General features: G+C 36.5%; 20 protein-coding genes and 1 tRNA gene. 9 read left to right on the top strand and 12 right to left on the bottom strand.

Annotation, left to right across the window (positions count from 1 at the left end; translation table 11 throughout):
• Window positions 1-16: 16 nt before the first annotated feature.
• Window positions 17-607, top strand: coding sequence for a NapC/NirT family cytochrome c (locus H4J62_RS14750; protein ID WP_182217601.1), 591 nt, complete (start codon window positions 17-19; stop codon window positions 605-607).
• Between the two features lie 198 nt (window positions 608-805).
• Here the strand turns inward: H4J62_RS14750 and rimI are convergent, their stop codons facing one another.
• The 5 genes from rimI to aceK all read right to left on the bottom strand — a co-directional run bounded on the left by rimI (window position 806) and on the right by aceK (window position 7,083).
• Entirely contained in the window at window positions 806-1,255 is a 450-nt protein-coding gene (rimI, locus tag H4J62_RS14745) for a ribosomal protein S18-alanine N-acetyltransferase (RefSeq protein WP_182217602.1), read from the bottom strand.
• Between the two features lies 1 nt (window position 1,256).
• Complete coding sequence (locus H4J62_RS14740) at window positions 1,257-1,607, bottom strand: DNA polymerase III subunit psi (protein WP_182217604.1); 351 nt, start codon at window positions 1,605-1,607, stop codon at window positions 1,257-1,259.
• A gap of 152 nt (window positions 1,608-1,759) precedes the next feature.
• The gene (locus H4J62_RS14735; RefSeq protein WP_182217606.1) at window positions 1,760-4,924 is read right to left on the bottom strand and encodes an EAL domain-containing protein; all 3,165 of its coding nucleotides are present in this window, start codon (window positions 4,922-4,924) and stop codon (window positions 1,760-1,762) included.
• 196 nt (window positions 4,925-5,120) lie between these two features.
• Window positions 5,121-5,197, bottom strand: a tRNA-Trp gene (locus H4J62_RS14730).
• Between the two features lie 152 nt (window positions 5,198-5,349).
• Window positions 5,350-7,083: a bifunctional isocitrate dehydrogenase kinase/phosphatase gene (gene aceK / locus H4J62_RS14725; protein WP_182218311.1), complete on the bottom strand. Its 1,734-nt coding sequence runs from the start codon at window positions 7,081-7,083 to the stop codon at window positions 5,350-5,352.
• 238 nt (window positions 7,084-7,321) lie between these two features.
• On the opposite strand from aceK, the gene queA reads away from it, so the two are divergent.
• From queA to secF, 5 genes are all read left to right on the top strand, one after another.
• Window positions 7,322-8,374: a tRNA preQ1(34) S-adenosylmethionine ribosyltransferase-isomerase QueA gene (queA, locus tag H4J62_RS14720; protein WP_182218313.1), complete on the top strand. Its 1,053-nt coding sequence runs from the start codon at window positions 7,322-7,324 to the stop codon at window positions 8,372-8,374.
• Window positions 8,375-8,500: 126 nt separating this feature from the next.
• Window positions 8,501-9,616, top strand: a complete 1,116-nt coding sequence (gene tgt / locus H4J62_RS14715; RefSeq protein ID WP_182171367.1) for a tRNA guanosine(34) transglycosylase Tgt — start codon at window positions 8,501-8,503, stop codon at window positions 9,614-9,616.
• Between the two features lie 58 nt (window positions 9,617-9,674).
• Complete coding sequence (yajC, locus tag H4J62_RS14710) at window positions 9,675-10,010, top strand: preprotein translocase subunit YajC (protein WP_182171028.1); 336 nt, start codon at window positions 9,675-9,677, stop codon at window positions 10,008-10,010.
• A 102-nt stretch (window positions 10,011-10,112) separates the two neighbouring features.
• Entirely contained in the window at window positions 10,113-11,960 is a 1,848-nt protein-coding gene (gene secD, locus H4J62_RS14705) for a protein translocase subunit SecD (RefSeq protein ID WP_182218315.1), read from the top strand.
• A 13-nt stretch (window positions 11,961-11,973) separates the two neighbouring features.
• Window positions 11,974-12,921, top strand: coding sequence for a protein translocase subunit SecF (gene secF, locus H4J62_RS14700; RefSeq protein WP_070376037.1), 948 nt, complete (start codon window positions 11,974-11,976; stop codon window positions 12,919-12,921).
• Between the two features lie 321 nt (window positions 12,922-13,242).
• Here the strand turns inward: secF and H4J62_RS14695 are convergent, their stop codons facing one another.
• Window positions 13,243-14,442 carry an HD-GYP domain-containing protein gene (locus H4J62_RS14695; RefSeq protein WP_182218317.1) on the bottom strand — a complete coding sequence of 400 codons (1,200 nt, stop codon included), beginning with the start codon at window positions 14,440-14,442 and terminating at the stop codon, window positions 13,243-13,245.
• 139 nt (window positions 14,443-14,581) lie between these two features.
• Here H4J62_RS14695 and H4J62_RS14690 point away from each other — a divergent pair, with 139 nt between their 5' ends.
• A complete protein-coding gene (locus H4J62_RS14690; RefSeq protein ID WP_070376038.1) occupies window positions 14,582-14,953 on the top strand; it encodes a DUF2750 domain-containing protein in 372 nt (123 codons plus the stop codon).
• Window positions 14,954-15,005: 52 nt separating this feature from the next.
• Here the strand turns inward: H4J62_RS14690 and H4J62_RS14685 are convergent, their stop codons facing one another.
• The 5 genes from H4J62_RS14685 to can all read right to left on the bottom strand — a co-directional run bounded on the left by H4J62_RS14685 (window position 15,006) and on the right by can (window position 19,366).
• Window positions 15,006-15,656 carry a sulfotransferase gene (locus H4J62_RS14685; protein ID WP_182218318.1) on the bottom strand — a complete coding sequence of 217 codons (651 nt, stop codon included), beginning with the start codon at window positions 15,654-15,656 and terminating at the stop codon, window positions 15,006-15,008.
• 7 nt (window positions 15,657-15,663) lie between these two features.
• Window positions 15,664-17,262: a PH domain-containing protein gene (locus tag H4J62_RS14680; protein WP_259364945.1), complete on the bottom strand. Its 1,599-nt coding sequence runs from the start codon at window positions 17,260-17,262 to the stop codon at window positions 15,664-15,666.
• Complete coding sequence (locus H4J62_RS14675) at window positions 17,255-17,818, bottom strand: PH domain-containing protein (protein ID WP_182218330.1); 564 nt, start codon at window positions 17,816-17,818, stop codon at window positions 17,255-17,257. Before H4J62_RS14675 ends, H4J62_RS14680 begins: the two co-directional genes overlap by 8 nt.
• A gap of 138 nt (window positions 17,819-17,956) precedes the next feature.
• Complete coding sequence (gene cobA / locus H4J62_RS14670) at window positions 17,957-18,763, bottom strand: uroporphyrinogen-III C-methyltransferase (RefSeq protein ID WP_182218332.1); 807 nt, start codon at window positions 18,761-18,763, stop codon at window positions 17,957-17,959.
• Between the two features lie 3 nt (window positions 18,764-18,766).
• On the bottom strand, window positions 18,767-19,366 hold the full coding sequence (gene can, locus H4J62_RS14665) for a carbonate dehydratase (RefSeq protein ID WP_070376043.1): 600 nt from the start codon (window positions 19,364-19,366) through the stop codon (window positions 18,767-18,769).
• Window positions 19,367-20,028: 662 nt separating this feature from the next.
• Here can and H4J62_RS14660 point away from each other — a divergent pair.
• On the top strand, window positions 20,029-21,195 hold the full coding sequence (locus H4J62_RS14660; RefSeq protein WP_182218333.1) for a methyl-accepting chemotaxis protein: 1,167 nt from the start codon (window positions 20,029-20,031) through the stop codon (window positions 21,193-21,195).
• Window positions 21,196-21,786: 591 nt separating this feature from the next.
• Here the strand turns inward: H4J62_RS14660 and H4J62_RS14655 are convergent.
• Window positions 21,787-22,866 (bottom strand): hypothetical protein, encoded by a 1,080-nt coding sequence (locus H4J62_RS14655; protein WP_259364943.1) that lies wholly within the window; start codon window positions 22,864-22,866, stop codon window positions 21,787-21,789.
• Window positions 22,867-23,140: 274 nt separating this feature from the next.
• On the opposite strand from H4J62_RS14655, the gene H4J62_RS14650 reads away from it, so the two are divergent.
• Window positions 23,141-23,809, top strand: a complete 669-nt coding sequence (locus H4J62_RS14650; RefSeq protein ID WP_182218335.1) for a hypothetical protein — start codon at window positions 23,141-23,143, stop codon at window positions 23,807-23,809.
• Window positions 23,810-24,286 lie beyond the last annotated feature (477 nt).

Here is a 24,286-nt window from a genome sequence, read left to right as displayed (position 1 = left end):
AATTTAGGGGATTAACATGACCAAAAAATCAAAAATAAAAAGCTTACTTTCGTATTTAAAGTCGCCAAGCAGTGCCGCCTTATGGTTTATTTTAGCTATCGGCTTTGCTGGCGGTGTTATCTTTTGGGGGGGATTTAATACCGCCCTTGAAGTGACCAATACCGAAGAGTTCTGCATTAGTTGTCATGAAATGGAAGATAATGTTTATGAAGAATACAAAGAAACTATTCATTACTCTAACCGTTCTGGCGTTCGTGCTACTTGTCCTGACTGCCATGTTCCCAAAAAATGGACTCATAAAATCGTTCGTAAAATTGCGGCGAGTAAAGAAGTTTGGGGTATGCTTACTGGCTTGATCGACACAAGAGAAAAGTTTCAAGATCATCGCCGTGAATTGGCAGAACGTGAATGGAAACGCATGAAAGAGAATGATTCACTGGAATGTCGTAATTGCCATAACTTTGAGTACATGGACTTTTCAGAACAAGGTAATCGCAGTGTTAAAATGCACTCAAGTGCACTGGCTTCTGGCGAAAAAACCTGTATAGATTGCCATAAGGGTATCGCCCATGAATTACCAGACATGAAAGGTGTTGAAAATTGGTAGTTTACTTACTTGTGTGAATAGCTTAAACGCTTATTCGTGAAACCGTGATATGTAAAAGCCTCTTTAATTGTCATGATTAAAGAGGCTTTATTTTGTTTCGTGTATGATGGTTTTAACTCTTGTCGCTCTTATTGTTGAAGCAGCTTTTTTACTGAACCCTATTAACTGGAATCTCATTTATGCCTGCTTTATTAGGTATTAGAGCACTTTTTTCATGACTATAGCGTCTTCATAACCGAAACCAGAGGCACTTGGGTAGTAACCTGTTCTTCTGCCAGTTTCAATAAAACCACTATTGATATACATCATTTGAGCACTGATGTTCTTTGCTCGAACTTCTAACCAAATAACTGTATTGTTAAGTTGTTTTGATTGCATAAAAAAGTGTTCTAGTAATGCTTTACCATAACCCTTGCCCTGCAGTGTTGGTAATACACAAACATCCATTAACGTTGCTTCACCAGCGACATGCTCGCCAATATAAAACCCCACTAACTCATTATCCACTTGTAAGTAATGACCAAAATATCGCGCGCCAATACAGCTGTTAAAGGTTTTTTCACTCCATGGGTGAGAGTGACAAGCATTCTCTATAGGGATTAATAAGTCTACGTCGTTACTTGATATTTTATGATAGCTAAAGGTCATTTTATTGAATTTCTTGTAGTTTTTGCCAAAGTGTTTGTTTTAATAGCGGAGAATTTTTCAAAACGTTAATCGACGGGGTAACCAAGTGATGCTTTGTTAGTGATATATCAGTCTGTTCACTAAATTGCCAGGTTAATAAACCTATCGATAAGGCATTATTATTGCAACTTACTTCACCAATAGAGCAACCTAAAGAATGCAGGATGTCGGTAAATATATGAGTATCAACTAATGTAGCAAGTTCAATGTCTAAATAAAGAGGGTGGTCGCTATTGTTCGTTTTTTCGCTATTTTTTAACTGCCAAAGTTCAATACCCATAGCCTGCAAGTGCGAAAACTGTCTTTTAGTCATGGTCATAAATTAAGGTGATAAAGCATAGCGTAAGTAAGAAGCACATAATGACAGAATTTTCACTTAATACCAAATATACCCGTTATTATTGGTGGTGTATTAATCCTGTGACTCTCAATTAATCGCAAATTAAAAGATAAAGCCATTGTACTTTATAGCGTTTTGATTTGAGTCATGACTAGTTGCTCTAACTCTTTAAAACTAATGGCTTTACTGAAATAATAACCTTGATACTCCTGACAGTTTAATTGTTGGAGAAACGCTAAATGCTCACTTAATTCCACGCCTTCTGCGATAACACTTAAATTTAAATTATTAGCTAAGTTAATAATAGAGCGAACAATACTTTGATCGATTGAAGATTCATGCATTCCCATAATAAACGAACGGTCAATCTTGAGAATGTCGATAGGAAATTGTTTTAAGTAACTTAAAGAAGAAAAACCTGTACCAAAATCATCTAATGAAAGCTTAAAGCCAAGTGCCTTAAGCTGTTGCATGGTTAAAATAGCGATATCTATTTTATCCAGTAACATGCCTTCAGTAATTTCAATTTTTATCCTGGCGGGAGAGATGCCATATTGGTTTAGTTTCGCTTTTAAAAGTGCAATAAGGGCTGCTGAATCAGAAAACATTTTTGCTGATAAATTAATGGCAATAGGTCCAAAGTCTAACGCTTGTTTTTGCCATAAAGCAACTTGAGCGAAGACCTTATTTATTGCGATTTTATCAAGTTGGTCTATTAGACCAAGCTTTTCAGAAAAGGGAATAAAACTGTCAGGGTAAATAATATTACCGTCCGCTTCAACCCACCGGATTAAGGCCTCTGCACCCGAAATCAAGCCAGATTTAGTATCAACAAAGGGTTGATAATAAAATTCAAAGGTCTCATTTTTTATTGCTGTGAGTAGCCTTTGTTCTTGCGCTAATTGTTCTGCAACTTCACTGTTCATGCGCTGTTCAAAAAATTGATAATTATTCTTTTTTTGAGCTTTAATATCAAAGATTGCTAACGCTGCTTTTCTTAATAGCTCCTGAGGAACATCAGCATCTTCAGGGTATCGAGTAATGCCAATGCTTGCTGTAACAGGCAACTGGTGGTCATCAAATACATATGCAGTGTCAAAACAAGACAGTATTTTCCGTGCAACAGCGATAGCACCATAATTAGGGTCAGAAAGCTCAACTAAAATACAAAATTCAGCACCATTAATACGTGCAATAACGTCTTTTGGGTATAATACCGTACTTAAACGATCGGCAATTTCACGGATAACTTCATCACCGGCACTATGGCCATAAGTGTCATTAATTTTTTTGAAACTATTTACATCGAGTAATAGTACGGTTGGTGATTTTTGAGAGCGCTGAGAGTTCAAAGAAGATTGGACAATCAATTCATGCAACAGGGTTCTATTCGGCAATTCGGTTAAATCATCGTGGGTAGCAAGCTTACTTAATTGCTGTTGTATTTTTACTTTTTCAGTAATGTCTCTAAAAACACCAAGATAATGCATAATTTCATTATTATCGTTTGTTATCGCTTCAATCTCTAATTCTAAACTATAAATTTCACCGGTAGATTTTTGATCAAAAAGCTCCCCTAACCAACTACCATGCACCATAGCCTGAGTGCGTAATTTTTCAGATAAATCAGCAGGCTGGCCATTTATTTCTGCAAAAACTACCTTTTGACCTATTACTTCAGATTTATGCTTGTGGGTATGTGTCACGTAAGCATTGTTTACTACTTCAATTTCGAAGTCTTTATTGGTTATCCATACCGCATCAGCCGTATTCTTAAAAGCAATAGACAATAACGTCAACTGTTCTTCATTGGCTCTGATTTCATTATTGTGGCGTGTTAAACGTACTTTTTCTTTTCGTATATAATGACGATTTACCGTAAGTAATAAAATGATTAAGGAAAATAGACTAATAACAATGGTCACAACACTTTGATTTTTTGCTGACTGTAGCTCTAATGTTTGTAATTGATTTTCTGCTTGTAATAAGTTGATCTTTTTCTGTTTTACTTCTGCTTTATATTGATTTTGTAGGACCCTGATTGATTTTTGCTGTGCTTCGTCATTAAGTTTATTAATTAACAGGATATGTTTTTCATAAAAATTAAAGGCTTGTTGCCATTTTTCCTGCGCTTGATAAGCTTTGCTGATGCGTTTATAAGTCTCTGCTTCAAGTTGTTGAAGTTTGGTCTCCTGATAGTAAAGTAATGCGCGATTATAAATGGCTAACGCTCGAAGAGGCTCTCCCTGCAGTAGATAGATATCGCCAATAAAGCCTTCCGCACTAATTTGTGATTTTTTATTCTTGGTTGCTGCAGTTAATTGCAACGCTTCTTCTAATTGCTTTTTTGCTAATGTTAATTCATTAATTGTAATGTAGGCATCGGCGAGACCAATAATGGCGCCTAATGTCTCTTTAGGAAAATATTTACTGTCAGGATGATTAATCGCTTTTTTATAGGATACGATTGCATTCTCAAACTGTTTGAGATCAGTATAATAAATACCTTGATTTGAAATGTTAATGATGTAAAGCGCACTGTCGTTAAGCTGTTGTGATATCTCTATAGGTCTCTCTAAATATTTTAAGGCCGCATGAAAATCTTTTTGTGCCCAGCTAATTAGGGATAAATTATTAAGCGCCGCCGCGACACCTTTTAAAGCCTGCAAGTCTTCATATAAACGCAAACTAGTAATAAAATACTGTTGTGCTTGGTCATAGTCGCCAATTGAGAAATACGAAATACCAGTTAAATTATTAATTTCAGCAACATCTCGGTTGGTCAGGTAGACATCATCATTTAAAATACTGTTATTTTTTTTTATTATTACGTTGTTCATCTGATTAAATAACGCCAAGGAAATTTTTAATGCTGGCAGATGTTGTTGATCATTTTGTAACTCAAACAGCTGATTTTTTTTTAATAGAAGATTTAACGCGAGTAAGGATTTTTTTGAAATGATTTGCTTAAGGTTTTTTTTATAGTGATCTAGCCATCGTTGAGCATTAACAGTATCTCCTTGAAGGATAGCATTGTAATGCAACTGATTAATAATTAGTGCTTCAAAGCGCTTGTTTTCAAACGGCGTTACTTGTTCAAGCAGTTTAGTATAGCTATTTTCTTTTTCCTGAAATGAAATCGACGGATTATTACGGATAGACTGATAATCGGTGTCTAAATTTACTTCGCTGGTTATTTCTGTAGCAACAGCGCTAAATATTATAAAATATAAAGAAAAAAATAATAAAGAGGGTGATTTTATTTGGGGCACAGTATTAAAAAGTGTCAAATTATTCCAGTCAGATATTATTAGAAGCAATAAATATATTATAGGTTATATTTTTATTTCTTCACCTAAATATAAATTATACTTTAATAAGTATAACGGCCGCTCTTATTTAGATATGACTGAGTAACTATTAGGTTTACGATGATTTATAAAGATAATACTATTGATCTTAGCTAGAAATAGCTAAGAAAATAATTGGCAGGGGTGGAGAGATTCGAACTCCCAACCGTCGGTTTTGGAGACCGCTGTTCTACCAATTGGAACTACACCCCTGCAACGGATTCGAATTATACGCAAGCAATAGCAAAGGTAAAGCGCTAAAGTCAAAAAAAATGAAATAAATGACTGTTTGCTTAAAATAACAACATTGCGTTTGTTTTAAACTCAATTATTGTCAGGTAAAGCAAACAATCACAGATACAATATTAATTATTACAAAAACGTAGTGCCTCTGGGTAGGGGAATACATCTTCAAATTTACCCGTAGCCACACTTTTTTGGCATTGTTGCCAAAAACTGGCTTCTAACAAATCGGCATGATGTAATAAAAAAGCATTGCGGTATTTCTTATTTGCCAACGCAAAAGTCGCAATTTCCTCTGGAAACATGTCGCCAGGTGCTACCGAGTACCAAGGTTCTGCTGCATAAATTTGTTCCTCGGTAATGGCTTCTGGTTTCACCCTAAAGTTAACTTCATCCATATAGGTTATTTCATCATAATCGTAAAATATGACTCGTCCGTGTCGGGTTACGCCAAAGTTTTTGAGTAACATGTCGCCGGGGAAAATATTGGCAGCAATTAACTGTTTGATCGCGCTGCCATAGCCATACATTGCTTCTTCAATTTCCTCATCACTCGCTTTAGCTAAATATAAATTGAGCGGTGTCATACGACGCTCAATATATAAATGTTTGATGATAATTAATTCATCTTCAAAACGAATAATAGATTGAGCAACATTGAGCAGCTCTGTTAATAATTCTTCACTAAAACGGTCTTTGGGAAAAGCAACTTCAGAGTATTCCATGGTGTCAGCCATTCGTCCAACTCGGTCATGTAATTTAACTAAGCGATATTTTCCTTTAACTTCTTGCTTAGTCATGGTCTTACTTGGGGCAAATTTATCTTTTATAATTTTAAAAACATAAGGGTAAGAGGGTAAGGTAAATACTGACATCACCATACCTTTAATACCTGCAGCTAATTCAAACTTGTCATCACTTGCGTCGAGGTGATTGAGAAAATCGCGATAAAACTGTGTTTTACCTTGTTTATGAAAACCAATGGCTGAATATAAATCGGCTAAGGTTTTATGAGGTATTAAGCGTTTTAAAAATTGCACTAAAGCAAAGGGGTGCTGACAGTCGACAAAAAAGTAAGCGCGGGCAAAACCAAAAACTACCGCCATGTTTGCCCCTTCGGTTAACAAAGCATCTATGTATAATCCTGCTGCTTTTCCTTCTTTTTCATTATTAACAATAGGGACAATAAAAGGTGTTTCACCGCCAGGAGAAATAACGCGACCAATAATATAAGCCCCTTTGTTACGATAGAATATAAAATCAAGAATATCGAACTTCAATTCGCTAAGTTTATATCGTGTTTTATGTGCTTGAACGCGAAAAGACTTTATAAGACTTTTCATGTCTCTTTCTAAGTTAACAAAGGGAATGTTGAAGTTGGCATTATTCATAATAGCCGCAATAGTTTGCTCTAGGCCTAACTCACTTGGCAAATAGCGCGTGTATATAACCGGACTGGCAATGTTTTCTATTTTTTCAACGGTACTTTTTACAAAAATAAAAGCATTGTGGTAGTACTTACGTTCAAATAAGTGACAAAAAATAGAGTTATAAAAACTCTCTGCAAGTTCTGGTTGATGGTGTTCTTTTAATAAATCGACGTAACTTACCTTAACGTTTTGCCATAAAAGCTCATCAAGATTCGAGACAAAAAAATCTTTTTTAATGGTCTCAAGTGTTTCTTCAACACGTTTATCATAAAAGTCTGTTCTACTTTTTGCTGCATCTTGAACCGCTTGCCATTGGCAGAGTTCAAAGCGTTTTTTTGCGGATTGAGTAATTTCACTAAAAAGATAGATATGTCGCTCAAAGCCATTCAGGATGGTTTTAGCGAGAGCAAAAGCAATATTGTTCATGATATTTTCAACTATAAATTTATCGATAATCTCAGCATACGGTAAATTGTCAAAAAGGGGAGATAAAGTTTCCAATATGATGATTATAAACAAGGTAAATACAGAGCTGTTTTATATTTAAGGTCTCTTGACCCTTTATTGCCACTGTATCGGCGTTATTACTTGCTATTGTTGGCGCTGAACACTAAAATTACGCGTTTTTTATTCTCTTAAAATAGATATTCTAATTGGTATTTACATGCGCGTAGCTGACTTTTCTTTTGATTTACCCGAAGAACTTATTGCCCGATATCCGAAAGCGGATCGTACCTCAAGTCGTTTAATGTCTGTTAACGGTAATAGTGGTGAAATCCTTGATCTTGGATTTACCGATATTATTGAACAACTTAATGCTGGTGATCTACTTATCTTCAATAATACCCGCGTAATACCCGCACGTATGTTTGGACAAAAAGAAAGTGGTGGTAAAATTGAAGTTTTGGTTGAAAGGATCCTCGACGAAAAACGTTTTCTTGCTCATATTCGTGCTAGTAAGTCACCAAAAGTGGGTAACAAACTTATTTTAGAAGGCAAAGTCTCTGCGACTATGCTTGGTCGCCATGGTGCTCTATTTGAATTAGAAATACAGGGTGAACAATCAGTTTTATCTGTGCTTGAAGAAATTGGCCATATGCCATTACCTCCGTACATAGACCGTCCTGATGAAGACAGCGATCGTGAAAGATATCAAACTGTTTATAATGAAAAACCTGGTGCGGTTGCTGCACCTACCGCAGGTTTACATTTTGATGAAAATTTATTAGAAAAAATAAAAGCTAAGGGTGTCGATCTCGCTTTTATTACCTTACACGTTGGCGCGGGTACTTTTCAGCCAGTAAAAGTCGATGAAATAGCCGACCATATTATGCATGCTGAGTATGTTGAAGTATCTGACGAAGTTGTTCAACAGATAGCCCTTACAAAAGCGAATGGCGGTCGCGTTATCGCAGTTGGTACAACATCGGTACGTTCGATAGAAAGTGCCGCTAAGGTGGCTAAAGATAAAGCTTTACCGCTTAGCGCTTTTTATGGTGACACTGATATTTTTATTACCCCAGGATATGAATTTCAAGTGATTGATGCCTTAATCACTAATTTTCATTTATCAGAGTCAACACTGTTAATGCTCGTTAGCGCCTTCTCGGGTTACGAACACATGATGTCTGCATATCAACATGCAGTGCATGAAAAATATCGTTTTTTCAGTTATGGCGATGCGATGTTTTTAACGAAAAAAGATTACAATATTTAAGATGACGTACAAAGCGTTTAATAATTTATAATAAACAACCGCTAGCCTGTTTCGCTAGAGGGTTTGGAGAAAGTCTATATGACAGATAAAACAGTAGCACCAGTGACTAAACCAGTAAAAAGCAAGATGAAGTATCAATTAATCAATACTGACGGTAAAGCACGTCGAGGCCGTTTAACGTTTGATCGTGGCACAGTAGAAACACCAGCGTTTATGCCAGTAGGGACTTATGGCACGGTTAAAGGCATGAAAATGGAAGATGTTGAGGCAACAGGCGCTGAAATTATTCTAGGCAACACTTTTCATCTTATGCTACGTCCTGGTACTGAAATTGTTGAACAGTTTGGCGGTTTACATAATTTTATTAATTGGCAAAAACCAATTCTTACTGACTCTGGTGGTTTTCAGGTGTTCAGTTTAGGTAAAATGCGTAAGATTACCGAAGAAGGGGTTAAGTTTAGTTCTCCTATTAACGGTGATAAAATAATGCTAACCCCTGAACGTTCAATGGAAGTTCAGCGCAGTTTAGATGCCGATGTTGTGATGATCTTTGATGAGTGTACGCCATATCCTGCATCACATGAAGAATCAAAAAGTTCGATGGAATTATCACTACGCTGGGCACAGCGTTCTAAAGTTGCTCATGGCGATAATCAATCAGCTTTGTTTGGTATTGTACAAGGCGGCATGTATGAAGACTTACGTGAAGTTTCTGTTAAAGGTTTAAAAGACATCGAGTTTGATGGTTATGCGATCGGTGGTTTATCAGTAGGTGAGCCCAAAGAAGATATGATCCGCATTCTTGATCACACCACCCCCTTGATCCCTGAGAATAAACCCCGATATCTTATGGGTGTTGGAAAGCCTGAGGACTTGGTTGAAGGTGTGCGTCGTGGTATTGATATGTTTGATTGTGTTATGCCGACACGTAATGCCCGAAATGGTCATCTATTTGTGACTAACGGCGTTATTAAAATCCGTAATGCCAGCCACAAAACAGATACAGGGCCATTAGACAGCGAATGTGACTGTTATACCTGTAAAAATTATTCACGCGCTTATTTGCATCATTTAGATAAGTGTAATGAAATTCTAGGCTCACAATTAAATACCTTACATAACTTACATTTTTATCAACGTGTTATGAAAGGATTGCGTGCGGCTATAGAGCAAGGTAAGTTAGACGACTTCGTAAGCGAGTTTTATGCGTTACGCGGATTACCCGTTCCAGAACTAAAATAGCTATTTACACAAATTAAAAGAATTATCCATTTATTAACAATAAAAATCAGAGGAAATTATGAGTTTATTTATCAGTGAAGCACACGCAGCAACCGGCGCACCAGCAGGTGCCGATGGCACATCAATGTTGATCATGCTAGCCGTTTTTGGTTTAGTTTTTTACTTTATGATTTACCGCCCACAAGCTAAGCGTGTAAAAGAGCATAAAGGCCTAATGTCAGCATTATCAAAAGGCGATGAAGTTTTAACACAAGGCGGCATCGTCGGTAAAATTGTGAAAGTTTCAGACGAAAAAGATTATATCGTAGTAAGTGTTGCTGAAGGTACTGAAGTTGTTCTTCAAAAAGCAGCAATCAATGCGGTATTACCTAAAGGCACAATGAAGTCATTGTAATTCGTAGTGGGTTAGTTATTTGCTTAGCTTCTTGCTAAACAAGTTTAGCATTATGACTAACCTGCAATGATTTAAAAGAACGTTAATAAAAAGGATGAACTTGTGCTAAACAAATACCCCTTATGGAAAACACTGATGGTGCTATTTATAGTCGCTTTTGGTGCTTTATATGCTTTACCTAATTTATACCCTGAAGACCCTGCCGTGCAGGTTTCAGGTTTACGTGGCGTTGAAGCCAATGCTGCAACGCTTGATAGCGTAAAGAGCGATTTGACTGCAGATAATATTTCATTCTCAAGTATTGTGCTTGAAAATGGCCAATTACTTGTCCGTTTTAGTGATACCGAGCAACAACTTCGTGCCCGTGATTTGCTTGAGGAAAGTTTAGGCGATAAATTTTCGGTGGCGTTAAATCTTACGCCGGCAACACCTGCATGGTTAGCAAGTGTTGGTGGTACACCGATGAAGTTAGGTTTAGATTTAAGTGGTGGTGTTAGCTTTCTAATGGAAGTGAACATGAGTGAAGCGATAGTTAAAGCGCAAGACGCCTTAGTTGATGACTTTCGTACTGATTTACGTGGCGAAAAAATTCGTTACCGCAGTGTCAAAAAATCGAACGACTCCATCAATGTTCAGTTTCGTAATGCGGAAGACTTAACTACAGCACATGACTTTTTGAAAAAACGCTACCGTGACTTTTTAATGTCAGAAAATGCGGATAATTTAACTTTGTCTGCAAAAATGACCGATGAAAAAATTAAAGAAGTTCGCGAATATGCCTTGCAACAAAACATTACCATTATTCGTAATCGTGTTAATGAATTGGGTGTCTCTGAGCCGCTTGTGCAACGCCAAGGCAAAAAACACATCATCATTGAATTACCCGGCGTGCAAGATACAGCTAAAGCAAAAGAAATTTTAAATGCAACGGCAACTATCGAATTTAGACTCGTTGATACCGACGGCGATTTAAGTGCTGCACTCAATGGCCGAGTGCCAGCGAGCTCTAAGTTATTATATGAACGTGACGGCAAACCTGTTTTATTGAAAAAACGTGTGATGCTAACCGGTGATCATATTGTTGATGCAGGCTCAAGCTTTGACGAATATAGCCGTCCACAAGTAAATATTTCGCTTGATTCTGCCGGCGGTGGAAAAATGTCCAATGGGACTAAAAGTAATATCGGTAAGCCAATGGCGACCGTATTTATTGAATATAAACCCACTGACCGTAAAGATGCTGAAGGGAATACTATTTTTGAAAAAATAGAAGAAGTTATCTCAGTAGCAACCATTCAAGCACGTTTAGGTAAAACCTTCCGCATTACTGGTGCGGGTAGCCAAAGTGAAGCACATAATTTAGCATTATTATTACGTGCTGGAGCGCTTGTCGCACCTATTCAAATTGTTGAAGAGCGAACGGTTGGACCTACATTAGGTGCTGAAAATGTTAGGCTTGGTTTTGAAGCTATTTTAATGGGCTTTGGCTTAGTGTTTATTTTTATGATTATTTATTACCGTGCTTTTGGTGTGGTAGCAAATCTAGCGCTTGGTGCTAACTTAATCTTAATTGTTGGGGTGATGTCGTTAATTCCTGGGGCAACGTTAACGTTACCCGGTATGGCAGGTATTGTACTAACAGTTGGTATGGCAGTAGATGCCAACGTACTTATATTCGAACGTATACGAGAAGAAATACGTGAAGGTAAGTCGATTCAACAATCTATTCACCAAGGATATGAGGCAGCATTTTCAACCATTATTGATGCCAATATTACCACGCTTATTGCGGCACTTATTTTGTATGCTGTTGGTACAGGTCCGATTAAGGGTTTTGCGATAACGTTATCTATCGGTATTCTTACCTCAATGTTTACAGCGGTTGTTGGTACACGAACCGTAGTTAATGCTGTTTGGGGCGGAAAACGTCTCGACAAACTTTCAATATAGGGCGTAGATATTTATGCAAATTTTACAATTAAAAGAAACTGTCGCCTTTATGAGTTACCGCAAGGGAGCATTGATGTTTAGTGTTTTATTGATGCTTGCTTCTGTATTTTCTTTAATGACCAATAAATTAAACTTCGGCTTAGATTTTACGGGTGGAACATTAATTGAGGTGGGTTTTGAAAAAGCGGCTGATTTAAACAAAATTCGTGCGGTAATGGACAGTAATGGCTATCCAGATGCGGTTGTGCAGTTATATGGTACTAGCCGTGATGTGGTTATTCGTTTAGCAGAGCGCGAAGGTTTAAACGTTGAAATGCTCGGTAATGAAGTACTTAGTGCCTTACAAGAAGGCACAGGGCAAACCATGGAAATGCGCCGTATTGAATTTGTGGGTGGCAGCGTCGGCGATGAATTAGCAGAGCAGGGCGGATTAGCGATGTTAACTGCGCTAATTTGTATTCTCGTTTACGTAGCATTCCGCTTTGAATGGCGTTTCGCTTTAGGTTCGGTGTTTGCTTTATTTCATGATGTATTGTTAACACTGGGCTTGTTCTCGGTATTAAAACTTGAGTTTGACCTGACGGTGCTTGCAGCGATATTGGCGGTTATAGGTTACTCACTCAATGATACGATTGTTGTATCTGACCGTATTCGTGAAAACTTTCGTAAATTACGTGAAGGCGGGCCAGCAGATATTATCAATATTTCGTTAACACAAACCTTAAGTCGTACTTTTATAACGTCAATAACCACGTTATTAGTATTAGCTGCACTGTTTTTTAGAGGTGGTGAGCTTATTCATGGTTTCGCAACCGCGTTATTGTTTGGGGTCTTTGTTGGTACTTATTCATCTATTTATGTAGCAAGCTCAGTTGCACTCGCTTTTGGTATTTCTAAAGAAGACTTGATACCAGAAGTGATTGATAAAGAAGGCGCAGATCAAGAAGAGATGACGCCTTAACGTATCAATCAGATAATAAAAGTTGTTAACTAAAAGCCGAGTATTCTTACTCGGCTTTTTATTGTCTTATCAAGAAGATTAACTGATTAGCACCGTTTAAAAGGGCTTATTAATAACTATTAAGATGATATTTGAAATAAAATTGTGCTAATTTTCAATTTTATTAGTGTATAGTATTTACATTAAATATTTTATTAGTATAATTACTCTAGTTCTTAAGGGCGATGCTCTTACCAAACTTTTGTTATTCCCTTACAAATGTTTTTATGCCGCGTAACTTACGCGGCTTTTTTTTGCCTAAAAAAGGACATTTAAGGTATGTTAGGCTTTATTGGCAATGTCGTGTATCACTTTAGCAATGTTAATATTATAGTCTTCAGCTCGGGCCGAGCCAACGATGGTAATAGCGACAAGTGAAAGGTCGCAATCTTTTGAATTAATATAATTTTGGAGTTTTAAGCTATAAAAAATTTTTACTTTAGGTTTTAGCGGGTCAGCTCTGTTGCCTTCAACTACAATGGCTATTTTATCATTTGATAGTTTAACCAGTGAGCCCACTGGATGGACACCTAAATATTTAATAAACTGTTGAACAAGTTGCTGATCAAACTTGCCTTTTTCTGCTAATAAATAACGTAACGCGTTAATGGGTTGTTGACCTTTTTTATAAGCTTTATCACCTGTTACAGCGTCATAAACATCAATAATTGCAGTAATACGAGCAAGTTTAGAAAGTTTTTCTTTTTTTAAACCCCTAGGGTAGCCAGAACCATCTAATCGTTCATGGTGATTAATCAACATATCCATAATAATAGGATCATTAAAGCCATCTTTTTTACAAAGCTGATGTCCCCATGCAAGGTGTTTTTTAACAATATCCATTTCATTAATTGTTAGTTTATCTGGTTTTTCAATGATCCCTTTGGGTATTTTTGCAACACCAATATCATGTAATAAAGCGCCTAATGCCATTTTTTCAGCGGTTTCTTTATTTAAGCCAAGGAAAAGTGCAAAGCCACAGACTAAGATGGCGCAGTTAGTGGCATGCTCCCATTGATAGGTAGAGTGATGGCGAATACGCGTTAAAATAGTTATGGCATATTGATTACGAATAACCGAATTGGTTATCTCTGACGCGAGCAAACTGATTGCCTGTGGTGATAGATTTTTTTGACTTTTTGCTTGGTTGAATAAATCTTGAATTTTTTTATTACTATCATCATAGATTTCACACGAACGTGAAAATTCTTCATTTAATGAGCAAGGTAAAGTCACTGACTCTGCAGTTGATAATTTCTCTTCTTTAGCTGTTAAATTTTTATTTTGTTCCTTATCAGACTCAAGTTTGATAATAACTTGAGTAACGCCTTGTTTTTTTAAAGACATTATTGTGCTTTGAGAGTTAACTCTGCCTTGGTTTTTTACTTTTGTTTTGCTGTGTTTAAGCATTACGGTGGTAACGAACATACCAATTTCTAATTCATCAATGCTTAATGTCTTCAATCTAACTTCTTCAGTCATATAGTATTTTTATTATTATTGTTCCATATTCATTCATACTTGCTTGTTTTTTATACTTTTACAATAAATTGTTATATTAGCAAATGAGATGGTGTGAGATAATTAAAGACTGCTCATTAATTAATTGATACCAATAATCATGAATTCAACAATCTTAAGCACCTTTTTAGTCGACGTTAAAAACAACCAATCGTTCTGGGCACTGCAAGAAAAGTCAGCAGAAGATTGGGTGGTACTTGACTCTATTAATTTTGAAAACACTGAAGTTATGCCATTATGGTCAAGCCAAGAACTCGCTCAGAAGCATTGTGTTGATGAATGGCAGGAATATGTACCGACTAAAATAACTTTAAGTGACTGGTTGGAATTTTGGTTAGAAGACCTTAGTGAAGACGGCGTTATTGTTGGTATTAATTGGCAAGAAGAAACTAGTGATACAGATGATAATACATATGTTGAGTTAGATTTAGCCGAGTTTAGTCAAGCACTCGCTGAAATTGAAGCTTTGTAACGTTTAGAAAAAGCAGTATGTTGACTTTATTATAGAGCTCAACGTGCTGTTGTTATTCGCCTGATACATCTAAATAAGTTAGTAAACTTATTCGACCATTCTTGGTCGACGCTATTTTATTTTTATTGATTAAATCTTTCCAGGCGGTCACTTTGCCACCCGTATTGAGCCGCTCAAAGCTTGCCGACTCATTTCCTTGCGCTAAAGATAAAAAGTTGAGTAATTTCTGATAACTGTCTGACTCGCTAACATCTATAGTCAGTAAGTCTTGTGGGCGAGCAATAAAATATTGCCCAACCTCACTCTTATGCCGCTGGTAGCATAATGATAAAAAATTATCATCTTCAATATTATCTGACGTAAAAGGTGAAAATGTACTCTGGTAACAGCGTTTAATGATCGTATTAAAACCACCATCATCTCGGGTGACATTGATATACATTCGTTGAAGTAATTGCTTAATCGACGGTAACCATTTTTGTGACTCACGGGACAAATAGATAAATTTACTGTTAGGGTAAAATGTATCTAGACGTTTAAAATCAGCAAAAATGGGCGTATCGGCGATCACTTGTGCATGATCAAAAGTTTTTTGCGTATAAGCTGTGTGTGCGACGGTATAGCCGAGTTCAAGCATAGCGGCACAAATACTGGTGGTGCCGGTGCGAGGTAAGCCGATAATGAATATTTTAGTGCTGTTCATCTCTTAGTTACATCCAAGATTTGCGGCTGCTTTCTACTTGGTAAAGTGCATTATCAAGTAATTGGTAGGCAAACTCTTGTTTGATAAAAGGAATATCTTGAGCGCCTGCCGCTAATACTATGCTTACTGAACTGAGTTGGTGGCGCTTTTGAAACCAACTTTGTTTAAACTGAACTTGTTGAGTTTTAAAAATAGGAAAACAGTAATAGTCGACGCCAAAATAACCTTTACGGATATAAATAAAATCTTCATCTTTAGCATAGCCCCAACGAAACCAACGCATAAAAATTAACAAACCAACAAATAAATAACCCGGAATTATAGCCATTAATAAATTAGTTTTATCAACAGTGATGAAAAAGACTAACAGTGAAATAAATATCGGGGTGAGAATATAGCCAAGATTACGCAAAAGAAAGCGTTTACTAATGCTTTGATAATCAACAGTCATCATTTTATTAGTTGGGTATACGTTGTTAACCAACGCCAAACATTCGCTAGGATTAATTGATGGAACAATAATACGATTATTTTCTGCACTCGCTTGATACTGATTTAAAGCACTATTGCTTTGCTCAAATTTAAGGTTAATTCGTTTGAGTATCACATCAAGCCAATCTTGTTGACGAACTACCATTTGCAGGCGGGATAACCGCATGATCACTTCATACTTGGTCAACAGACCACTACGGCGAATATAACGATCGTCGACTTTACTTAAGGTGAACTGGTAAAAAGTAATAATAGAACCGGCGATAGAAAATAAGGTAAAAGGTAATAAAATAATAAAAGTTAAGGTCAGTGCGTATAAACCAACTTGCCACATGGGTTTATCAGCAAACGTTAAGAATTTTTCAAGGTCGATACCTAAGCCATTAAAAAATTCAACAATATAGCGACCAAAATCATCAAAAAATGGTGCTAAGCCACCGAGGAAAATCCAGATTCTGTTGTTAGTTAAGCCATGAATAATAAGGTCTGTAATACTACGTGTGTTTAAAATAGTTTCGTTGTTTTGATCCTTAGATGCTAAGTCATTAACTGTTTCGGTCTCGGCATCGGCGACTGTTGAACTTGCTATTTTATGCTGAGCTAAAATTTCTACTTTAAGTTGTTCGGCAAAGTCTACTTTTAAAGCGACGACTTTAGCTTCTTGCATAGCGGAGCCTGCAGTATCAAGCTGGAGGCAGGTAAAACCGAATAGTCGATAATACAACGGCTGCTCTAGTTTTACGTTTTGAATTTTAGCAAAGGGTAAATTAACGTATTTCTTTGAAATTACGCCAGAGCGTATTTCAATATGATCCTGATATAATCGATACTGAAAGAAGTAGAAACTTAAAAAGGTCGAGATCATAATAATGGCGAGTATGGCTAAACCTATTGGTAGCCACAAATGGGGATGTGCAATAAAATTATCGTAACCTAAATATAATGCGGGTAAAAAAACGACGATATTACTTAAAAATCCCATCACAAATTTTGCTAAAAAATACATAATAGCGATAGGTGATATACGCTGCCAGTCTTTGGTGTTTTGTTTCGAGCCAAGAGGGGGAATTGTTACTTCTCCGTCGCTCTCTAGCGTCGGTGTTGATTTATCCATGATGGTTAACATCTTTGTGATCAAGAATAAATTGGCGAATGCTCTCTGCTTTCTCTAACGGTAAACCTGGGATTTCAAAAGTGTGCAGTGCACCACCAGCGCTGAAAACTTGCAGTTTAGCCAAACCTATTTTTCGGTCAATAGGACCACGCTTTAGCTCTACATGTTGAATACGTAGCATGGGTTGGCTAACAGTTTTGAGAAAAATAACGCCACTTTGATAACTAAGATCTTGTTGGCGAAGTGCGTAAAACTTTCTTTTATCAGCAACTATAGTGTAAAGGGTACTCATAAAGCCAACCAGTGCTATTATCCAAATAACATAACTTTGAAAGTTACTTACTGCAGTAGTTAAGGTAATAAAGTGTTGTAGCTGAACGATGAATAAAATACTTATAATAAACAGGGTGAGAAATAAGGAGATATAGCGGTTACTTTTTGCATAAAGCGGCGATAACATTTCAAATTTTAGAGAGTCTAATCTTGGTAAATCGTTACTCGTTATATCTGTGTTTGAAAAGTTAACCGTTCCTGGGATATTCTCGGTGCCCTGCATAATCGCTATTCCTATTATTTTTATTATCAAAAGAGTGGGTAATTGTTATTATAATTATTAATATAAACCGAACAATATGATTAATATTGGCGCAGTGCGGAGCTTGATTTTCTTAAAAGATTTTTTGGGTGTTTAGTATTATTCTGGTGATAAATAACCTAAATTCATCAAGCGCTTCTCATCAAAGGTGTTAATAACATCACCAATAATGACTAATGTTGGTGGTTTTATATCATGTAATTCAACTAAGTGGTTCAATCCCGCTAACGTACCACGGTAAACTTGTTGTTCTGGATTTGTTCCTTTATAAATCAATGCTGCGGGTGTTGAAGCTTTACGACCCGCCTTGATTAGTTGCTCACTGATAATGGGTAAGCTTTTGATCCCCATATAAAAGACAACGGTTTGTTTATTATCGTTAAGCGTGTGCCATGGCAGTGATAATTCACCATTGTCTTGGACGTTACCAGTAATAAATGTGCAACTTTGTGCGACTTGTCTATGCGTTAAAGGGATACCTACATAGCTAGTGCAAGCAGAGGCCGCGGTCATTCCTGGTACAATATGACAAGCGATACCATTTTTTAAGGTATATTGTGCTTCTTCACCTCCTCGACCAAAAACAAAAGGATCGCCGCCTTTTAAGCGTAAAACTTTTTTGTTTTGTTTAGCATAATCAACTAATAACTGATTAATTTGATCTTGGGGTACTCTGTGTTCTGCTTGTTTTTTACCGACATAAATTCGCTGACAATTTTCAGGTAATAACGCTAATATTTCAGCACTTACTAATCGGTCATAAATGGCGACTTCAGCTTGTTTAATAAAACGAAAAGCTTGTATGGTTAATAAATCAGGATCGCCAGGACCCGCGCCAACTAAAGCGACTTCGCCACAAGCAAAAGGTTGTTTACTGTTAGGTGAGTCAGGCATTATTAAGGTCATTGGTTATTTACCATTAGAAGAAACGTTTAAGTTCTTCAAAATACCGTCGTGTATATTATAGACAAAGCCGTGTACGGTGACATCTTGATTGGCATTCCAGGCACTGACTAATGTGGTGGTATGACAAACATTGGCTACCTGCTCAATCACATTGAGTTCACAAAGTAAGTTGACCTTTGTTTGCTGGTCTTCAACGGCATCAAGGCGCTCTTTGTGAAAACGATAAACATCTTTAATATGCCCTAACCAATTATCGATTAGCCCATGACGCTTATTATCAATTGATGCTGTAATACCGCCACAGCCATAGTGACCACATACTATTATATGTTTAACTTTTAGGTTTTCTACAGCAAATTGAATCACAGAAAGGCAATTTAAATCGGTATGGATAACTTGATTAGCAATATTACGATGAACAAACACTTCGCCTGGAGACATACCGAGCAATTCATTGGCTGGTACTCTTGAGTCAGAGCAACCTATCCATAAATATTCCGGTTTTTGTTGTTCTGACAAGCGTTTAAAAAAATCGGGGTCTGCTTTTTTTATCTTTTCAGCCCACTGCTGATTATTGTCGAACAAATGTTGAATTGAAGTCACGGAATGCCTTGTTAAATAATCTATTCATTGATTTTATGAGAATACACCAAAAAGTGAAAGATAAATGTGATATCAATTATTTATGATGTATATCCATTTAGTTGGGCACTTAGCCATAACTGCCGATATTATGAAAACTTAACTAGGCAGAGTCATCTCAACCGTATGTGAGCGACAATTTTAGCAATACAAAAACTAAAGCAGTTGTACTAAAAAGAAAAACAATCAAAGTAGCTGAGTTTGGTGTGCTGACTAAGAAGAAATCAACTTATCTATTAGCTAAAAAAGGGCGATTTAGGTGAATTTAAGCAAAGCAAATAGCCAATACTTTTAATCATGTCGTTATAAAGGGAAAATTAAATGGTTTATGTCCCAATAAAAATAAAGTTTGGCTTTGATTTTAGCTAAACTATTTATTGTCTTTTTCTTTTTATTTATCCGCCAGCACTTATCATTATATTATAAGTGCTGGCGGTTAACGTTGAATGTTCGACAATCAATTGTTACTTGGTATCGTTAAAATAACAGCTGATTTTTGTCGAATGGTATAAATTAGTAAATATTATTAGCAAAACTGCTAAATAATAGGTAATTTATAAGGAAATAAAGACAAGTAGCTTTAATCTCAGCTATTTTTTTTAAACTAACATCATGGATACTCTATGTTTACTCGCTTAAGCGTGAAATTACTTATACCGACTGCTGTTTTTGGATTATTAGCTGTATTATTTATTTTGCTATTTACAGATGAGTTAAGTAAGTCGTCTGTTATCGGTATATTGTCTCTATTAGTGATTGCCCAATTAATATCAGGTTATATATTTACTCAAAGTCAGCTGTCTTCTCGATTAACAAAGTTACTTCATTACTTAACACTTGTGGTGAGTACCAAGCAGGCGCCTCCTGGCCCATTAGTTGATGAAGGTAATGATGAACTCGCTCAAGTCACCAATGAGCTTAGTGCTTTTATTGGAGACTTATCCGATGTGCTTGCTGAATTGCGAACCGAGTCTGAATCGTTAAAAGAGGGGTCATTTTTACTGGCCACACAAATGACTGATTCAGTGAGAGCCGTTGATGATTCTGCCCGTCAAATAGAACTTATGGCTCACTCTATTGATGAAGTCGCGTCAACGTCTAGTATACTTTCAGAGAGTGCTTCACAGGTAAGCGAGACGACTAATCAAGTTATTGACATTTTATCGCAAGGTACAACTTCTTCAAATACCAGTCAGCAAACCATTGAAGCTTTTTCTAAAGAAGTTACCGAAATGGCGACAGACTTAGCGCTACTGCAAACAGAGTGTTCAAATATCGGTTCTGTTCTGGATGTTATTCGTGGCATTGCCGACCAAACAAACTTACTCGCATTAAATGCAGCGATAGAAGCAGCGCGAGCAGGTGAGCAAGGTCGCGGTTTCGCAGTTGTTGCCGATGAAGTAAGAGCTCTTGCGCATAGAACACAAGAAGCAACGGTTGAAATTCATTCAATGGTTGAAGGTCTGCAAGAGAAATCAACTAATGCTGTAACGGCGATTTCGCGTGGTCAAGCATTGACGCAAGACAGTTTAACGCATTCAGCCGAAGTGGTTGAAGCGTTAGAGCAAATAGGTCGAGTCTTTAAAGAGGTTAATGCCTTAACCTCTCAAATTGCTAGTGGCACTGAACAGCAACAGCAATCAACTGCAGCGGTTAATACCAATATGGCTGAAGTTGCCTCTTTGAGTCGAGATATCACTAATGGCTTAAGTTCTGTTGCCCAGCATGCAGAGCAACAGCAAAAGGTATCTGTTGATGTTGCTACGACCCTAAATAGGATTTGTGTTTAAAAACTAGCATGTAAAAGCACAGAGAGTAACGTTATATCATAAGCCCATTTAAACATGGGCTTTTTTATGTTCAGGATGAACGGTGATTATTTTTGCGAAACATCATAAGTACATCCTTGTATATCATCATAAGGTGTGACGATGCCTATAGCAGCAAGACCATTCAATGGCATCATTACTTTCGTGTATGTCGATACCGAGTGAAGCTCCACAGACGTAGTATAATGTTTGATATTGGCATCATATACGACAGTTGACTTTTAATAGGTGATAAACAGATTATCTTGTTTTTTAGAAATTGCATTTTAGTGAAAACCTCTGATCTTCAGCCAGCAATACTAATAATCATTTTATGTACATTATAGTTAGTCATTCATTAATTTCTAAGTCCGCTTTAAGCTCATTGCTGCCATTCATATTCGATTATTGAACGTAACTATTAGCCTAAAGGTGTCATCAACAAAGTAAAATCGTAGAAGCATTTTTTGGTTGTTTTTTGTCATGAACTGCCGTTAGTAATGTTTCCGGCCAATGGTAATAAAGGGTAAAATCGGCCCTTATCGCACAGCCTAAATGATTAAATCCAATAAGCTAAATGTCATCTTCATATAAGTAATTAGAAGCCGCTTTGCTCATGGCTTTATAATCATGGCCTGTATTAGCGACAACCTTAAATTTCCAGTCGAAATCGAACTTTCTTTCTTTTGCTATTTGCTTTGCCATAGTATAAAAGTGCTTGGCTCTGCTTAATCTGTGAGTTCCTTGCTGGTCTAATTCTTCATTCCTTACAAGATGGCCTCTCATTTCATTTCCATTATCTTGCTCTCCAATAAACAAAACGAGTTTTTGATTGAATGCCTGTTCTAACTCATTGGTTGTTAGTGATGATTTCCTTAAACCATAAGGAAAATCTTTTTCAAAAGAAGGTACTGTGTACCAACCAGAGTTCGAAGCTAATATCCTATTAGCTTTGTTATTGGGATTGAACAATGCGAGGCGATGTAAAATTTGACCTCCAGCAGAGTGACCAAATAAGTCATAAGATTTAGCTTTCATATTTAGCTTTATAACTACATTGGAAAACATTCTATCAAAATCACTGAATATCCAGTCTTGTTGATTTTTGTTCATCTTAAAGCTTTCAATTGCCGACTTTGACTTATTTATTGCTACATCTGAAATCATTCGTCCAATATTATAATTCCAAAACCTTGGGTAATGGTTCTCAGAATAGTGAGGTGAAAGAATCAAAACACCGTGTTTTTCAGCAGATTTAATCCAAGCAACTCGATAATCCCATGCGTTCCGACCTGCTCCTGGTATGACTATTAAAACACGAGAATCCTTTTTAAAACTCTTAGGCTTATAGTAGAAAACAGGTATAGGTCTGTTTTCAGCATGATTGCTTCCTTCAATGACGAAATTACCTGACCCATTATGGATATCAATATCATTTGTAATTTTTGATTGAGTGTCTTCAACCAAATGCATACCGCAAACACTACATATGCCTTTATGTTCGAAGACTTCTGTTTTAAAAAGGCTTTTCACATGAGGGCATGGAGGGCAAACGTAAGTTTGAGGCTGAAGTATTTTATCAAGAGTGTTTGATACTGCATAATTCGGCATTACTAGTAAAAGGCCAAACAATATTATCCATGAACTTTTCATTATTGAGATCCATTATTTTTATCTTTAATAATCTAAGTTATTTATTATCTAATTGAAAGACTATATTGGTAGAGGAGTTGTAACCTTGATTTAAAATCTCTATGACCGCTGTGGTGGCCGAGTTGCCAATCATGAGATGAATTATTGATTAGTTGAAATATATGTCTTCTGAAATGCTCATAGTTGACGTAACCACTTGAAAAGCTTAATGTCAGCATAGAGCGATAACCCCAACTCAATACTGATTGAAGAAAGTTAATAAAAAGGAACTTATATGATTCGAGTTATCATTGCTTTACTGATTACTATTTCAACTTACACACAAGCAAGTACCGATTATCATAAAGTCCTCAATCAGTTCAAAACCGTTTGCTTAGAAAAGGTACATTTAACATGTACAAGCTTGCTTAAAGGTGCCGCAGAAACGAAACTGTTATTAGCAGACACTTTAAAATTAATGGCACTTAATAATGAGTTCTCAACTTTATATACTTCTACGTATGGTGAAGAAGCTTTCCTTGAATTTAATGATGCTTTTAAGTTCAGCACCTCTCCCATTGATTTGAGTGATTATACCTTAAAGTCAAAAAGTAACGAGCAATTCACATTAAAGGATGCTGAAGGGAATACACTGACATTTGATAATACGAACAATGGATGGAGATTAAATGTTGATAAATCTTTATCTGGTGTATTAGTTAAAGAAGCTAAACAATTGGTTGCATATTCTATTGGTGCATACTTATCATTAATTACTAAAATTGAAACTTCTATTCCTGTAGAAGATGCTTTTAAGTTAGGGGGTAGATATTTTATTGTTGCTTCATACGATTATTTTGACGCAGAAGCTCAAATAAAACTAGATGAGATTTTTAAAGAAAAAAGTATTGATGCAGCAAAACTAAGGCAAGATATGCTTTCATTTTATAAGCAACAAGACTAGTAAGTATTTGAGCACTGTTGGCACTTTGAAGTCATGCCATTACAATCACGTGAACGACCGCTGTGGTGGCTAAGCGGACTACTTATTAAAATTAAGATATGTCGTCTTTGTAGTAAAAGTGATCTGAAGAGATCAATCTCAGACATTATGCGTGTAACACATGAAAGCTCGATTTTAGGTTGTCATTTCGCCATGCTGAAATATTATTAAGCCACCCATAATAACTTGTTTGTTTTTTCAACAATAAACTAGACTTAATTTACCCCTGTTAAGTGTGGTAATTATTATGCCCAAGCCTCGTTCACAACACTAATTAAGCCACCCATAATAACTTGTTTGTTTTTTCAACAACAAACTACACTTAATTTACCCTCTTATAAGTGTGGTGATAGTTATGCCAAAGCCTCGTTCACAACAAATTAGTTTATCTGATACGCCGTATTATCATATTTGTAGTCAAACCGTTCGAAAAGCCTT

The organism is Colwellia sp. BRX8-5, assembly GCF_014077325.1.
Taxonomy (GTDB): Bacteria; Pseudomonadota; Gammaproteobacteria; order Enterobacterales; family Alteromonadaceae; genus Colwellia_A.
This window is presented reverse-complemented; position numbering and strand designations above follow the sequence as displayed.

What these genes read in the sequence shown, in the direction of transcription:
- H4J62_RS14750 (WP_182217601.1), top strand. Translation starts at nt 17, where the DNA reads ATGACCAAAAAATCAAAAATAAAAAGCTTACTTTCGTATTTAAAGTCG.
- rimI (WP_182217602.1), bottom strand. Translation starts at nt 1,255, where the DNA reads ATGACCTTTAGCTATCATAAAATATCAAGTAACGACGTAGACTTATTA.
- H4J62_RS14740 (WP_182217604.1), bottom strand. Translation starts at nt 1,607, where the DNA reads ATGACTAAAAGACAGTTTTCGCACTTGCAGGCTATGGGTATTGAACTT.
- aceK (WP_182218311.1), bottom strand. Translation starts at nt 7,083, where the DNA reads ATGAACAATATTGCTTTTGCTCTCGCTAAAACCATCCTGAATGGCTTT.
- queA (WP_182218313.1), top strand. Translation starts at nt 7,322, where the DNA reads ATGCGCGTAGCTGACTTTTCTTTTGATTTACCCGAAGAACTTATTGCC.
- tgt (WP_182171367.1), top strand. Translation starts at nt 8,501, where the DNA reads ATGAAGTATCAATTAATCAATACTGACGGTAAAGCACGTCGAGGCCGT.
- yajC (WP_182171028.1), top strand. Translation starts at nt 9,675, where the DNA reads ATGAGTTTATTTATCAGTGAAGCACACGCAGCAACCGGCGCACCAGCA.
- secF (WP_070376037.1), top strand. Translation starts at nt 11,974, where the DNA reads ATGCAAATTTTACAATTAAAAGAAACTGTCGCCTTTATGAGTTACCGC.
- H4J62_RS14695 (WP_182218317.1), bottom strand. Translation starts at nt 14,442, where the DNA reads ATGACTGAAGAAGTTAGATTGAAGACATTAAGCATTGATGAATTAGAA.
- H4J62_RS14690 (WP_070376038.1), top strand. Translation starts at nt 14,582, where the DNA reads ATGAATTCAACAATCTTAAGCACCTTTTTAGTCGACGTTAAAAACAAC.
- H4J62_RS14685 (WP_182218318.1), bottom strand. Translation starts at nt 15,656, where the DNA reads ATGAACAGCACTAAAATATTCATTATCGGCTTACCTCGCACCGGCACC.
- H4J62_RS14680 (WP_259364945.1), bottom strand. Translation starts at nt 17,262, where the DNA reads ATGGATAAATCAACACCGACGCTAGAGAGCGACGGAGAAGTAACAATT.
- H4J62_RS14675 (WP_182218330.1), bottom strand. Translation starts at nt 17,818, where the DNA reads ATGCAGGGCACCGAGAATATCCCAGGAACGGTTAACTTTTCAAACACA.
- cobA (WP_182218332.1), bottom strand. Translation starts at nt 18,763, where the DNA reads ATGACCTTAATAATGCCTGACTCACCTAACAGTAAACAACCTTTTGCT.
- H4J62_RS14660 (WP_182218333.1), top strand. Translation starts at nt 20,029, where the DNA reads ATGTTTACTCGCTTAAGCGTGAAATTACTTATACCGACTGCTGTTTTT.
- H4J62_RS14655 (WP_259364943.1), bottom strand. Translation starts at nt 22,866, where the DNA reads ATGAAAAGTTCATGGATAATATTGTTTGGCCTTTTACTAGTAATGCCG.
- H4J62_RS14650 (WP_182218335.1), top strand. Translation starts at nt 23,141, where the DNA reads ATGATTCGAGTTATCATTGCTTTACTGATTACTATTTCAACTTACACA.